General features: G+C 46.4%; 17 protein-coding genes and 1 other annotated feature. Of the genes, 14 read left to right on the top strand and 3 right to left on the bottom strand.

Translation table 11 applies throughout. The annotated features are described in order from the left end of the window. Nucleotides 1–188: 188 nt before the first annotated feature. The 7 genes from mphK (at nucleotide 189) to NSQ09_RS07360 (ending at nucleotide 6,055) form a co-directional block, all read left to right on the top strand. On the top strand, nucleotides 189–1,109 hold the full coding sequence (mphK, locus tag NSQ09_RS07330) for a macrolide 2'-phosphotransferase MphK (RefSeq protein ID WP_144459019.1): 921 nt from the start codon (nucleotides 189–191) through the stop codon (nucleotides 1,107–1,109). A gap of 56 nt (nucleotides 1,110–1,165) precedes the next feature. Continuing rightward, nucleotides 1,166–1,413, top strand: a binding site (T-box leader). 102 nt (nucleotides 1,414–1,515) lie between these two features. Continuing rightward, nucleotides 1,516–1,671, top strand: coding sequence for an anti-TRAP regulator (rtpA, locus tag NSQ09_RS07335; protein ID WP_144459033.1), 156 nt, complete (start codon nucleotides 1,516–1,518; stop codon nucleotides 1,669–1,671). 20 nt (nucleotides 1,672–1,691) lie between these two features. Then, a complete protein-coding gene (locus NSQ09_RS07340) occupies nucleotides 1,692–2,630 on the top strand; it encodes a DMT family transporter (RefSeq protein ID WP_144459021.1) in 939 nt (312 codons plus the stop codon). Nucleotides 2,631–2,726: 96 nt separating this feature from the next. Beyond that, on the top strand, nucleotides 2,727–3,407 hold the full coding sequence (ycbL, locus tag NSQ09_RS07345) for a two-component system response regulator YcbL (RefSeq protein ID WP_080031038.1): 681 nt from the start codon (nucleotides 2,727–2,729) through the stop codon (nucleotides 3,405–3,407). Between the two features lies 1 nt (nucleotide 3,408). Then, complete coding sequence (ycbM, locus tag NSQ09_RS07350; protein WP_017695002.1) at nucleotides 3,409–4,335, top strand: two-component system sensor histidine kinase YcbM; 927 nt, start codon at nucleotides 3,409–3,411, stop codon at nucleotides 4,333–4,335. Nucleotides 4,336–4,426: 91 nt separating this feature from the next. After that, a complete protein-coding gene (locus NSQ09_RS07355; RefSeq protein WP_017695003.1) occupies nucleotides 4,427–5,350 on the top strand; it encodes an ABC transporter ATP-binding protein in 924 nt (307 codons plus the stop codon). Nucleotides 5,351–5,368: 18 nt separating this feature from the next. Beyond that, the gene (locus NSQ09_RS07360; RefSeq protein ID WP_072557083.1) at nucleotides 5,369–6,055 is read left to right on the top strand and encodes an ABC transporter permease; all 687 of its coding nucleotides are present in this window, start codon (nucleotides 5,369–5,371) and stop codon (nucleotides 6,053–6,055) included. On the opposite strand, the gene NSQ09_RS07365 is transcribed toward NSQ09_RS07360, so the two are convergent. Together NSQ09_RS07365 and NSQ09_RS07370 are read right to left on the bottom strand one after the other, a co-directional pair. Next, nucleotides 6,016–6,150: a hypothetical protein gene (locus tag NSQ09_RS07365; RefSeq protein WP_121591398.1), complete on the bottom strand. Its 135-nt coding sequence runs from the start codon at nucleotides 6,148–6,150 to the stop codon at nucleotides 6,016–6,018. The two genes, NSQ09_RS07360 and NSQ09_RS07365, sit on opposite strands and share 40 nt — an antisense overlap. Continuing rightward, the gene (locus NSQ09_RS07370) at nucleotides 6,110–6,496 is read right to left on the bottom strand and encodes a YndM family protein (protein WP_017695005.1); all 387 of its coding nucleotides are present in this window, start codon (nucleotides 6,494–6,496) and stop codon (nucleotides 6,110–6,112) included. Before NSQ09_RS07370 ends, NSQ09_RS07365 begins: the two co-directional genes overlap by 41 nt. 312 nt (nucleotides 6,497–6,808) lie before the next feature. Here NSQ09_RS07370 and cwlJ point away from each other — a divergent pair, with 312 nt between their 5' ends. From cwlJ to tatC, 6 genes are all read left to right on the top strand, one after another. Beyond that, nucleotides 6,809–7,237: a cell wall hydrolase CwlJ gene (gene cwlJ, locus NSQ09_RS07375; protein ID WP_017695007.1), complete on the top strand. Its 429-nt coding sequence runs from the start codon at nucleotides 6,809–6,811 to the stop codon at nucleotides 7,235–7,237. A 104-nt stretch (nucleotides 7,238–7,341) separates the two neighbouring features. Next, nucleotides 7,342–8,073 carry a vWA domain-containing protein gene (locus NSQ09_RS07380; RefSeq protein WP_041053098.1) on the top strand — a complete coding sequence of 244 codons (732 nt, stop codon included), beginning with the start codon at nucleotides 7,342–7,344 and terminating at the stop codon, nucleotides 8,071–8,073. A gap of 79 nt (nucleotides 8,074–8,152) precedes the next feature. Continuing rightward, a complete protein-coding gene (locus tag NSQ09_RS07385; RefSeq protein ID WP_041053096.1) occupies nucleotides 8,153–8,329 on the top strand; it encodes a hypothetical protein in 177 nt (58 codons plus the stop codon). Nucleotides 8,330–8,347: 18 nt separating this feature from the next. Further along, nucleotides 8,348–10,102 (top strand): alkaline phosphatase PhoD, encoded by a 1,755-nt coding sequence (gene phoD, locus NSQ09_RS07390; RefSeq protein WP_041053094.1) that lies wholly within the window; start codon nucleotides 8,348–8,350, stop codon nucleotides 10,100–10,102. A gap of 12 nt (nucleotides 10,103–10,114) precedes the next feature. After that, nucleotides 10,115–10,327, top strand: coding sequence for a sec-independent protein translocase protein TatAD (tatAD, locus tag NSQ09_RS07395; RefSeq protein ID WP_003223835.1), 213 nt, complete (start codon nucleotides 10,115–10,117; stop codon nucleotides 10,325–10,327). Nucleotides 10,328–10,387: 60 nt separating this feature from the next. Beyond that, nucleotides 10,388–11,083, top strand: coding sequence for a twin-arginine translocase subunit TatC (gene tatC, locus NSQ09_RS07400; protein WP_129137435.1), 696 nt, complete (start codon nucleotides 10,388–10,390; stop codon nucleotides 11,081–11,083). A gap of 29 nt (nucleotides 11,084–11,112) precedes the next feature. On the opposite strand, the gene pcp is transcribed toward tatC, so the two are convergent. Then, complete coding sequence (gene pcp, locus NSQ09_RS07405) at nucleotides 11,113–11,760, bottom strand: pyroglutamyl-peptidase I (RefSeq protein WP_041053090.1); 648 nt, start codon at nucleotides 11,758–11,760, stop codon at nucleotides 11,113–11,115. Between the two features lie 78 nt (nucleotides 11,761–11,838). Here pcp and NSQ09_RS07410 point away from each other — a divergent pair, with 78 nt between their 5' ends. Further along, nucleotides 11,839–12,951 carry an aminotransferase class V-fold PLP-dependent enzyme gene (locus NSQ09_RS07410; RefSeq protein WP_041053088.1) on the top strand — a complete coding sequence of 371 codons (1,113 nt, stop codon included), beginning with the start codon at nucleotides 11,839–11,841 and terminating at the stop codon, nucleotides 12,949–12,951. Nucleotides 12,952–12,956 lie beyond the last annotated feature (5 nt).

A 12,956-nucleotide genomic window follows, 5' to 3' on the forward strand; every position in this document is an offset into this window, starting at 1 on the left:
AGATTCCGAGTGACACGAATTCAATAGTGAACAACTCTCGCCTGAATGCGGGAGAATCAGGATGAATCCGCCTATGTATGAGCCCTTATATGGTTATCAAAAAAGAGGGTGGCGTGCCTGCCCTTTTTTGTGCCTTCAAGCATCTCTTCTCTCTACTGGAGGCCGGAGCATGAGAAAGGGGAAATGGGATGACAAACCTTAACGAAAAACAGCTTATCACTGAGATTGTCGGGCTTGCACGCAGCCAAGGTTTGACGGTTCATTCTGAGAACGCGCAATTGAATGAAACCGGAATGGACTTTCAAGTTGTATTTGCCAAGGACGACACAGGTATGCCATGGGTGCTGCGAAAACCGCGGCGAAGTGATGTTGTGGAAAGAGCATCTGCAGAAGGCATAACGCTTGCCTTTCTCAGCGCGAATCTGACTGCTGATGTGCCGGATTGGAGAATTCATACACCGGAATTGATCGCTTACCCCATGTTAAAAGGAATGCCGGCTGCTGGAATTGATTTGGAACAAAAGCAATATGTATGGAATATGGATCATCAGCCGCCGTCAGACGACTTTGTCCGCACACTTGCTGGCATACTGGCTGAATTACATGGCACGGATCAAATATCTGCTGGGCAATCCGGAATAGAAGTGATAAGGCCAGAAGATTTCAGGCAAATGACAGCAGACTCTATGGTTGATGTGAAGAATAAGCTTGGCGTATCTACGACGCTTTGGGAAAGATGGCAAAAGTGGATAGATGATGATGCATACTGGCCGGGTTTCTCTTCTTTGATACACGGCGATCTCCACCCCCCGCATATTCTTATCGACCAAAATGAACGTGTCACAGGACTTCTGGATTGGACAGAAGCGAAGGTTGCTGACCCAGCTAAGGATTTTGTTCTTTATCAAACCATTTTCGGAGAAAAAGAAACTGCCCGTTTGCTTGAATACTATGATCAAGCAGGCGGCCGAATATGGGCAAAAATGCAGGAACACATTTCAGAGATGCAAGCGGCATATCCGTTGGAAATAGCTAAATTCGCTCTGCAAACACAGCAGGAGGAGCACGTCAATATGGCGCTGGAAGCACTCGGTGTAACATCGGATTAAGAATTGACTTCGTTTCATGAACCGAGTATTATAAACTCTACAAATAATAGAACGGATCAACAATCGTGAGGAAGAGCAAGTACGCATCAGAATGGAGGTTCAGAGAGTCGGTGGCAGGTGTGAACCGATCCTCCCCTGATGCCGAATGGGCTTCTGAATTGCTTTGCTGAACGAATAGTAGGCGATGCCGGGTTTCTCTCCCCGTTACCAAGAGAGGAGTATCGAAACATAGGTTTTCTGTACTTAGAGTGAACGGCTGTATAGCTGTTAATAAAGGTGGTACCGCGAGACCCTCGTCCTTTGCATAGGACGGGGGTTTTTGTGTTTCTTAAAGGAGGTGACGGCCAATGGACGATGGCTGGTGGTGGCATAGCAGATGAGTTAGAAAGGAGGATATCAAACGGTCATTGCAACTGATGATCTTGAGGTCGCATGTCCTAAATGTGAAAGAGCGGGAGAAATCGAAGGAACACCTTGCCCGGCCTGCAGCGGAAAAGGTGTTATTCTGACTGCTCAAGGATATACGCTTCTGGATTTTATCCAAAAGCATTTGAATAAGTAAAGGAGAAAAGCTGAGCTGAGATGAGAGCAGAAGAGCAGAGTAAGATTCGTGAGGCCGCAGCAGGTACGATTTTTTTGCTGATCGGAACAGTTTGTTTTGCGTCTAAATCGATTTGGATAAAATGGGCATACCAAATGGGTGCTGAGCCAGATGCCGTGCTGCTATACAGGCAGCTGCTGGCTGTTCCGCTGTTTTGGCTGATTTTTTTAATATACCGTCCTCCAATGCCAGACGGTAAGAAAAAAGGAGACCTATGGAAGGCTTGTGGCGCGGGAGTGCTTTGTTTTTTTCTGTCTCCCTTGCTTGATTTTATCGGGCTGAACCATGTATCCGCAATGGTTGAACGTATATTGCTGATGAGCTATCCGTTGTTTGTGTTTGGATTCACCGCGTGTCGTGACCGGAAAATGTCCTCAATTCAGGACCTTTTCGCAGTTCTGGCGGTCATGTTTGGGCTTTTCTTGGCGCTGGGCGGCTGGAATGCTGAGCTTTTCCAGGCGAATAGGATTGGAGCTGTATTCATTTTGTTATCTTCGGCCGTCTATGCTGGTTATCTTGTCCTTTCCGGGCATCTCGTCCATCAAATCGGGGGGATCTGTCTCAATGCATACGGGATGACAGCTGCTGGAGCTGCCATGATGCTTTACACAGGGATAAAATCGGCGGCTGGCATGAATACGCCAATGGCAGCATATCCGCTTTCTATGTATGGTTTGTTCGCGGTAATTGCAGTCGTGACCACTGTGATTCCATTTGTGCTAATGCTTGAGGGCATAAAACGAATCGGGGCACAGCGAGCCGCCGCCATTTCAATGGCAGGGCCTATCCTGACGATTTTCTATGGAGCTTTATTTCTCGGTGAACGGCTTCGGCTTATTCAAGTCATTGGATGCGCTGCCGTATTCTTTGTCATTACGGGCATGGAATACAGGAAGCTGAAAACAGGAAAAAATGAATAATTTTTATAAAACACACACGTTTTTCAATTACAATAAGTGTAATTACGTGTGTGTTTTTTGATTTTGTAAAGGTTAGGTGAGAAGATGCAGCGCATATTGCTTGTAGAAGACGACCACTCAATCAGTGAAATGGTGGATCATTATTTAACAAAAGAAGGCTTTGGAATTGTGCATGCCTTCGACGGAGAAGAGGGCATCCGGCTGTTTCAGCAGGGTTCATACGATTTGGTCCTCCTTGATATCATGCTCCCGAAGCTGAACGGCATGGATTTTCTGAAAATCATCCGGGAAAAAAGCAATATACCGGTCTTAATGATTTCGGCAAAAGACGGAGAGGTGGACAAGGCATTGGGACTGGGCTTTGGGGCGGACGATTATATCGCCAAACCGTTTTCGATGATTGAGCTGACAGCCAGAGTAAAAGCCGCGATACGGCGGGCGACGCAATATTCGGCAGAGGAGCCGGCTGTGAATAAGGTGATCCGGATTCACCAGCTTGCGATAGATATAGACAATGTTTCCGTTTTGAAAAACGGAGAGCCGCTCCAGCTGACGTCAACAGAATGGCAGCTGCTGTGCTTATTCGCATCAAATCCTAAAAAAGTGTTTACGAAAGAACAAATCTACCGTTCCGTTTGGAATGAAGAGTACTTTGATGATCAGAACATCATTAACGTACATATGCGGCGGCTCAGAGAAAAGATTGAAGATGACCCCTCCTCCCCTCAATATATTAAAACGCTATGGGGCATCGGTTATAAATTAGGAGAGTTTTAGAATGACAGTGCTATGGGTCATCGCTCTGGCGTGTCTGAATGTGATTCAATTCATAATGAAAAAGAAGCGGGACGGGAATCTGGCTTACACGGCTGACCAGCTTAGCTACATGCTCAGCCGGGATTCGGCAGGACAAATTTTGCTTCCTACAGACGATCATGCGCTCAAAGGCTTGCTTGTTAACATCAATCTTATCGTTGAGAATCGTCAGCAGATCAGCGCCCAATTTGCCAAAACAGAGCAATCCATGAAGCGGATGCTGACCAATATGTCGCACGACCTGAAAACGCCGTTAACGGTCATTCTCGGTTATATCGAAGCCATTCAAAGTGACCCGAACATGCCGGACGAAGAGCGGGAAAGATTGCTGGGGAAGCTCCGCCAGAAAACAAATGAACTTATTCAGATGATCAATTCCTTTTTTGATTTAGCGAAATTAGAATCTGAAGATAAAGACATCCCGATCACCAAAGTACATATGAACGACATATGCAAACGAAATATCCTGCACTATTATGACGCTGTTCAGTCAAAAGGCTTTCAAGCAGCCATCGATATCCCGGATACGCCGGTGTATGCGCAGGCGAATGAAGAGGCACTGGACAGAATCCTGCAAAACCTATTGTCCAATGCGATTCAATATGGCGCGGCTGGCAAGTTAATCGGCATGACGCTGTCTTATGATGAGAGGAACATCGCCATCACCGTTTGGGATCGCGGAAAAGGGATTAGTGAAACCGATCAGCAGCGGGTGTTTGAGAGGCTGTACACACTTGAAGAATCCAGAAATAAAGCATTTCAAGGAAGCGGCCTGGGTTTAACCATCACAAAACGGCTTACAGAAAAAATGGGAGGCACCATATCCGTCCAAAGCAAGCCGTACGAACGGACTGCATTTACGATCACATTGAAACGAATGACATATTAATCGTAAGAATTTCTTAAGGTTTGAGAAATAAAAATGACAGGGCTCGCCGCTACAATAGAAAACAGGAAAAGAGAGGGAAGGAGAAACAAAGTTGACTTATATCGTACAAACAAACGGGCTGACCAAAACATATCAGGGCAAAGAGGTCGTATCCAATGTCAGCATGCATATTAAAAAAGGTGAAATCTACGGCTTTCTCGGCCCGAACGGCGCGGGGAAAACAACCATTATGAAAATGCTGACGAGCCTTGTCAAACCGACAAGCGGTGAAATCATCATTCTTGGGAACAAGTTCACCCACACGTCATATGAGGTGCTGGGGAACATCGGCAGCATGATTGAATATCCGATTTTTTATGAAAACCTGACAGCTGAAGAAAATTTAGATCTGCATTGTGAATATATGGGATATCACAATAAAAAAGCCATACAAGAAGTGCTGGATATGGTGAATTTAAAACAAATCGACAAAAAACCCGTCAAAACCTTTTCCCTCGGGATGAAGCAGCGCCTTGGAATTGCGCGTGCCATCCTCACGAAGCCGGACCTGCTCATTTTGGATGAGCCGGTGAATGGTCTTGACCCTCTCGGCATTAAAAAGATCAGGCAATTGTTTCAAGTGCTGAGCAAAGAGTACGGGATGACACTGCTGATCTCAAGCCACCTGCTTGGTGAAATCGAACAAATCGCGGACACAATCGGCGTCATTCTGGACGGCAGGCTGCTAGAAGAGGTGTCAATGGAAGATGTCAGAGGCCAGAACACTGAATACATCGAGCTTGTCACGCCGAATCAGACAAGGGCCTGCTTTGTGCTGGAGAAAGAGCTGCAATTAACCAACTTTAAAATATTAAATGAGAAAACGATTCGAATTTACGAGGCTGAAGCCTCTCAGGCTGCCATATCCAAAGCATTGATTTTAAATGATGTAGACATTGAATCAATGAACAAAAAGTATACGTCGCTGGAGGATTATTTTATCAAATTGATCAACGGCAATAGCATCAGTGCGTAAAGGAGGAGAGACACGTTGATGAATTTGATCAGAATCGAATTAAGAAAAATGAAAATGGGCTGGTATATCAGAGGTGCCCTTATTGCCAACGTGATCATTATGGGTTTTATGTGGCTGATCAGTTATTCCGAAAAAGCCGATGGCGGGGTTTCGTTCCAAAGCACGGATGAAGCATTCCTCATCATCGGCACCTTCGTCAGAGCGGTATTTATCGTATTTGGCGCTGTGCTGATCGTAAAATTGGTGATTTCGGAATATAAAAACAAAACCATTCTTGTGATGTTCACGTACCCGATCAGCCGTAAAAAGCTGCTCACCGCTAAGCTCATGATCGCGGGCGGACTGACGTTTATCACGATTTTACTTTCAAATATACTCATAGCCGCCGGTTTCTTTTGGCTAAACTCGATCTACCATTTCATACCGGGAGAGCTTACTTCCGAGATCATTTCTCAACAGGCGGTCAAAATGGCGGTTTTCGCTTTTGGCGCCGCTGGAACCAGTTTAGTTCCCATCTTTTTTGGAATGCGTAAACACTCGGTTCCGGCAACCATCATTTCATCTGTAGTGATTGTGATGCTCATCAGTTCAACAAGTCCGGGCTTCTCGATTTCATCTGTTGTGTATATCCCGTTATCGTTAGCGGCATTCGGATTGCTCTTTTCCTACATGGCGATCAGGAATGCGGACAAGCAGGATGCGTAAACAAAGGCGCCCAATATGTATAAAAGGCCGATGCTGTCAGCACCGGCCTTTCTATTATGAGTCTGTTCTTGTTTCAAGATAATGCTTCTTGCCAATCTCTTTTCTCATCATATAGAAATGGAAGCAATATTCACTGATTGCCATGACGGTCGCGCCGAATAAAGCCGCCAATGCAACTTTACCGCCAGTCATCCCCATAGAAAGCGGCATGCCCATCAGCCAGATCACGAGAAAGGCCAAGCCAAAATCAGCCAAAGTTGCAATCATATTATTCCATTTCGGCAATACATAAAGATCGCCCAGCAAATAAGAAATAACCCCTAACACAATCGTCATTAGCAGCGTATCACCAAACGTGAAACCAAAGCCCAGACCAAGCACCAGATACAACACAATAATCGTCATAATACCTTTAATAGCGAGCGCTTTCACATGTGTCATTACAATTCCTCCTTTTGTCATTTGATTTGTTATGTATAATTCCTCAAATGTAAAAAGTTAAACCTTATTTCTTTTCGGAGACGGGTGCAAATCTGCTGGGGAGGGGTCAATGATGTGAATCCAGAAATTGAGGCTGCGGCGCTTCGACAGCGGAAATGTGAAGCTTGTACTGCACCGGACGCTGCTTTGATGCCCAACAGCCCATTATGTTTGCTGTTTTTAGATGAATAAATTTAAAAACTCTCCTGTCCCTCCGTCATCACTTCTGAAGTAATGAAATATGATGAAAAGAGATCAAGAGGAGGTGACGTGATGGCGGTCGTGAAAGCAACGAGTGCGGATGTCGATTTGATGGCAAGGCTGCTCAGAGCGGAAGCGGAAGGTGAAGGCAAGAAGGGGATGCTGCTTGTCGGCAACGTTGGAATTAATCGGCTGCGGGCGAATTGCTCAGATTTTAAAGGCCTCCGCACCATCAGGCAGATGATCTATCAGCCACACGCGTTTGAGGCTGTGAGTCATGGATATTTTTATCAAAGGGCGCGAGATAGCGAGCGTGCCCTTGCACGCCGGTCGATTAATGGTGAAAGGCACTGGCCTGCAAAATTTAGTTTATGGTACTTCAGGCCGCAGGGGGACTGTCCAGCCCAGTGGTATAACCAGCCGTTTGTGGGCAGATTTAAGTCACACTGCTTTTATGAGCCGACGGCGGAGACGTGTGAAAATGTATATAACACATTTTAGAGACAGGACACCGTTCAAATTGAACGGTGTTTTTCTTTGAAAAGATGCAATGCAAAATATTCCTGTGAGATAATCGAAAAAAAAGAGCTGACGGAGATGACAGAATGGCAACAATTGACCTGCAAAAGAAAAGTGTAAAGATCGTACTGGAGAAAAAGCAGTTAACGAAGGTGACGGCTCGTGTTGGACTGGTTCTTGATATTACGGGATCGATGAGACCGCTCTACAAAAACGGGACGGTTCAAAATGTGGTGGAGCGGATTTTGGCAGTGGCTGATCAGTTTGATGATAACGGTTTGCTGGATGTATGGGTGTATGATAATGAATTTTCCCGATTAAAGCCAGTTTCAGAAAAGGATTTTTCGGGCTATGTCGATCGTGAAATTTTAAATAATGACCGCTTGCATAAATTCGGCAGAAATGATGAGCCGCCAGTCATGAAGGACGTGCTGCGCAAATATATTGCGGAGGAACCGAGCTCGTATCCTGCTTTCATTGTTTTTATCAATGACGGGGGCTGTAAAAAGTCAATCAAACCGATAATTGAAGCTTCTTCTGATAAACCGGTGTTCTGGCAGTTTGTCGGCATCGGAAACGGAAACTTTGATTTTCTCAATAAACTGGATACGTTAGAAGGGCGTGTCATTGATAACACGAACTTCCTGCATATCGAAGAGATTGACCGCATTTCTGATGATGAGCTTTATGATGCTCTGCTTGCTGAATTTCCATTTTGGCTAAAAGAAGCGAAGGAAAAAGGGATTGTAAGAGAACAAGAGCCTCCTGCTGAAAAGCCGAAAAAGAAGGGCTTTTTCAGCAGATTGTTTTCGAAATAACTGATAAAGCACTGAGTCATTCTGCGAAATGGCTCGGTGTTTTTGTTTTTTTAAGATCATGTGAAGAAAAATAGTTCGAATGGGCGGCTTGCAAACGACAGGATATGCAGAAAACGCGTCATTCAGCCAGATTTCGGCATGTTTCAGCGGCAGTCTTGTGAGGGAAGAACTGTTTTTGATGTTCAACGCTTACAATCGGTTCACACTTCTTCACAGTCGTTTAACAATGATTTCCTATAATGGAGACGATCAATGAGGAGAGAGGGGATCTTGAATGGCATACTACGACAGTCGTTTTGATGAATGGGTACAGAAACTGAAAGAGGAAAGCTTTCAAAACAATACGTTTGACCGCCGCAAATTTATTCAAGGAGCGGGGAAGATTGCAGGACTTTCTCTTGGATTAACGATTGCCCAGTCGGTTGGGGCCTTTGAAGTAAATGCTGCGCCTAAATTCTCAAGCTATCCGTTTACATTAGGGGTAGCGTCAGGTGATCCGCTTTCTGACAGTGTCGTGCTTTGGACACGCCTGGCACCAGATCCGCTGAATGGCGGGGGAATGCCGAAGCAAGCAGTGCCTGTCAAATGGGAGGTCGCAAAGGATGAGCATTTCCGTAAAATCGTAAGAAAAGGCACTGAAATGGCTAAACCGAGTCTTGCCCATTCCGTTCATGTGGAAGCGGACGGGCTTGAGCCAAACAAAGTGTACTATTACCGTTTCAAAACCGGCCATGAACTAAGCCCTGTCGGAAAAACAAAAACACTGCCTGCCCCTGGCGCCAATGTGCCGCAAATGACCTTTGCATTTGCTTCCTGCCAGCAATATGAGCACGGATATTATACGGCCTACAAGCATATGGCAAAGGAAAAGCTTGATCTTGTCTTCCATCTCGGTGATTACATATATGAATACGGCCCAAATGAGTATGTATCAAAAACAGGCAATGTCCGCACGCACAACAGCGCGGAAATCTATACGCTGCAAGACTATCGGAACCGTCACGCTCAATACCGATCTGACGCCAATCTTAAAGCTGCACATGCGGCATTCCCTTGGGTTGTAACCTGGGATGACCATGAAGTTGAAAACAACTATGCCAATAAAATACCTGAAAAAGGACAGTCGGTTGAAGCCTTCGTGCTCCGCCGCACGGCAGCATACCAGGCATACTATGAACATATGCCGCTCCGCATTTCCTCTTTGCCGAATGGCCCAGATATGCAGCTGTACCGGCACTTTACGTACGGAAACCTGGCGTCCTTCAATGTGCTTGATACCCGCCAGTACAGGGACGACCAAGCCAATAACGACGGCAATAAGCCGCCTTCTGATGAATCGCGCAATCCGAATCGGACTCTGCTTGGAAAAGAACAGGAGCAGTGGCTCTTCAACAATTTGGGCAGCTCGACAGCCCACTGGAATGTGCTGGCGCAGCAGATTTTCTTTGCCAAGTGGAATTTCGGGACAAGCGCAAGCCCGATCTACAGCATGGATTCGTGGGACGGCTACCCGGCTCAGCGCGAACGGGTTATCAATTTCATTAAAAGCAAAAATCTGAATAATGTTGTCGTACTGACAGGTGATGTACACGCAAGCTGGGCATCGAATTTGCATGTCGATTTCGAGAAAACAAGTTCAAAAATATTCGGAGCCGAATTTGTCGGAACCTCGATCACTTCCGGAGGAAACGGAGCGGATAAGCGGGCGGATACGGACCAAATTTTAAAAGAAAATCCGCACATCAAGTTCTTTAACGACTATCGCGGATATGTCCGCTGTACAGTGACGCCTCACCAGTGGAAAGCCGATTATCGGGTCATGCCGTTTGTGACCGAGCCGGGCGCAGCCATTTTCACGCGGGCTTCATTCGTTTACCAGAAAGACCAAACTGGGTTGAGAAAGGTATCATCCACAACAATCCAAGGCGGGGTGAAGCAATCCGATGAGGTCGAAGAGGATCGTTTCTTTGCGCACAACAAAGCCCACGAAAAACAAATGATTAAGAAGCGGGCAAAAATCACGAATTAAGGAGTGGAAATTATGTTTTCAAATATTGGAATACCGGGCTTGATTCTGATCTTCGTCATCGCCCTCATTATTTTTGGCCCTTCCAAGCTGCCGGAAATCGGGCGTGCCGCCGGACGGACACTGCTGGAATTTAAAAGCGCCACAAAATCACTTGTGTCTGGTGATGAAAAAGAAGAGAAATCAGCTGAGCTGACAGCGGTAAAGCAGGACAAAAACGCGGGCTGAATGCTGATGAGGCAGACACCGGGTCTGCCTCTTTTTTTATGAAAGGGAGGGCTTTTTTGAATGGATAAAAAAGAAACCCATTTGATCGGGCATTTAGAAGAGCTTCGCCGCCGGATTATCGTAACCCTCGCGGTATTTTTTCTATTTCTCATCACGGCTTTTTTGTTCGTACAGGACATTTATGACTGGCTAATCAGGGATTTGGATGGAAAGCTGGCTGTGCTTGGCCCGAGTGAAATCCTCTGGGTGTATATGATGCTTTCCGGCATTTGTGCCATTGCGGCTTCTATCCCTGTTGCCGCGTACCAGCTGTGGCGTTTCGTTGCACCGGCGCTGACGAAAACGGAGCGCAAGGTGACGCTCATGTACATACCAGGTTTATTTGCGTTGTTTTTGGCGGGCATCTCCTTCGGATACTTTGTCTTGTTTCCGATCGTGCTCAGCTTTTTGACTCATTTATCCTCCGGCCACTTTGAAACGATGTTTACGGCTGACCGCTACTTTCGGTTTATGGTGAATTTGAGCCTGCCGTTCGGCTTCTTGTTTGAGATGCCCTTGGTGGTGATGTTTTTAACAAGGCTGGGCATCTTAAATCCTTACAGACTGGCCAAAGCGAGAAAGCTGTCCTATTTTCTGCTGATTGTCGTATCTATATTGATTACACCGCCTGATTTTATTTCTGATTTTCTCGTGATGATCCCGCTTCTTGTCCTGTTTGAAGTGAGTGTCACCCTATCGGCGTTTGTCTACAAATAGAGGCTGAGGGAAGAAACAGCGGCGGCCGCTTAGTGCAGCGTACCGCCCGGTGACTTCACATCCTCATCATATTGTGCGGCCGTAACAGCGGCGATTCTCAATGCCCGGACAATCGTGTCCAGGCTGAGGCTCGGCGCTGTTTTGTCGATTGTTTGCTGCGGAATGTAAGGAATATGAATAAAACCGCCGCGAATGTGCGGGGATGTCCGGCTAATGTGATCCATTAACCCGTAGAACAAATAGTTGCATACAAAGGTCCCCGCTGTGTAGGAAACCGCAGCTGGAATGCCGTGTTCCTTCATCTTAGCAGTTATTCGTTTCACGGGAAGCCCTGTCCAGTAAGCGGCGGGCCCATCTGGAGAAATCTCTTCATCAATCGGCTGATGTCCTTCGTTATCGGGGATTCGCGCATCTGCAAGGTTGATCGCCACTCGTTCCGGTGTAATCTGCATCCGTCCTCCTGCTTGGCCGACACAAATTACGATATCCGGCTGATGTGTTTGAATGGCTTGGCGCAGAATCCCCAGAGCGGATCTAAAGACAGTAGGAATTTGTTCCGCTGTAATAATGGCTTCTTCCGTCTCGAAGCCATTAAGCCGTTTCGCCGCTTCCCATGATGGATTGACGGTTTCTTTGTCAAAAGGGTCAAAACCAGTGATCAGCACTTTTTTTCTCATTCTCCCATCTCCTTTTTCTTTTATTCTATTGTTTATTTATGGGTTTTTCATCAAAATAATGTAAAGGAGTGAATCATAATGGAGCATTTACCGCAGCAGTATCGTCATTTATTCCCAACCTTGCAGACGCATACGATGCTTGCCAGCTGTTCTCAGAGCGCATTGGCAGAGCCTGTATCAAGGGCGATCCAGGATTATCATGATAGCCTGCTGTATAAAGGGACGAACTGGAAAGAAGCGATTGAAAAAACAGAGTTTGCGAGAAACGAGTTTGCAAAGCTGATCGGGGCTGAACCGGATGAAGTGGCGATTGTGCCGTCAGTTTCTGATGCACTGGTTTCTGTAGCATCGTCCTTAACTGCATTTGGAAAGAAGCACGTTGTATATACAGATATGGATTTTCCGGCGGTGCCTCATGTTTGGCAGGCACACTCCGATTATACCGTATCCGTCATTCCATCAATAGACGGCGTGCTGCCGCTTGAACAATATGAAACGCATATTTCGGATGAAACAGTACTGACGTGTGTTCCTCACGTTCATTATCGTGACGGCTATGTTCAGGATATAAAAGCGATTGCCGAGATTTCTCAGAGAAAGGGCTCTTTATTGTTTGTAGATGCTTATCAATCAGCCGGGCATATTCCCATTGATGTGAAGGAATGGGGCGTAGATATGCTGGCAGCAGGCACCCGGAAGTATTTGCTCGGCATACCGGGTGTGGCGTTTCTTTATGTGAGAAAGGAGCTGGCTGACGCACTGAAGCCGAAAGCATCAGCTTGGTTCGGAAGAGAGAGCGGATTTGATGGGGCTTATGCAAAAGACGCGCGCCGTTTTCAAACGGGCACCCCAGCTTTTATCAGCGTATCCGCAGCTGCAGCGGCTTTATCGCTGCTGAATCATATTGGGGTTTCTCATATCAGGGATCATGTGAAAACGATCTGTGTCGATGCAGTTCAATATGCCGCTGAAAAAGGCCTGCAGCTGGCGGCGGCACAAGGTGGGGATCAGCCGGGCATGGTTGCGATCCGGGATGAGCGGGCATCGGAAACGGCGGCGTTGCTGAAGAAGAAAAAAGTGATTTGCGCGCCGCGGGAAAATGTTATCCGTCTCGCTCCCCATTTTTATAATACGAAGGAGGACATGCGGCACGCGATTGATGAAATCGCGGCGAAAACGATCCACAAGTAAACATG

It is taken from the genome of Bacillus sp. FSL W8-1202 (genome assembly GCF_038006165.1).
GTDB lineage: Bacteria > Bacillota > Bacilli > Bacillales > Bacillaceae > Bacillus > Bacillus subtilis.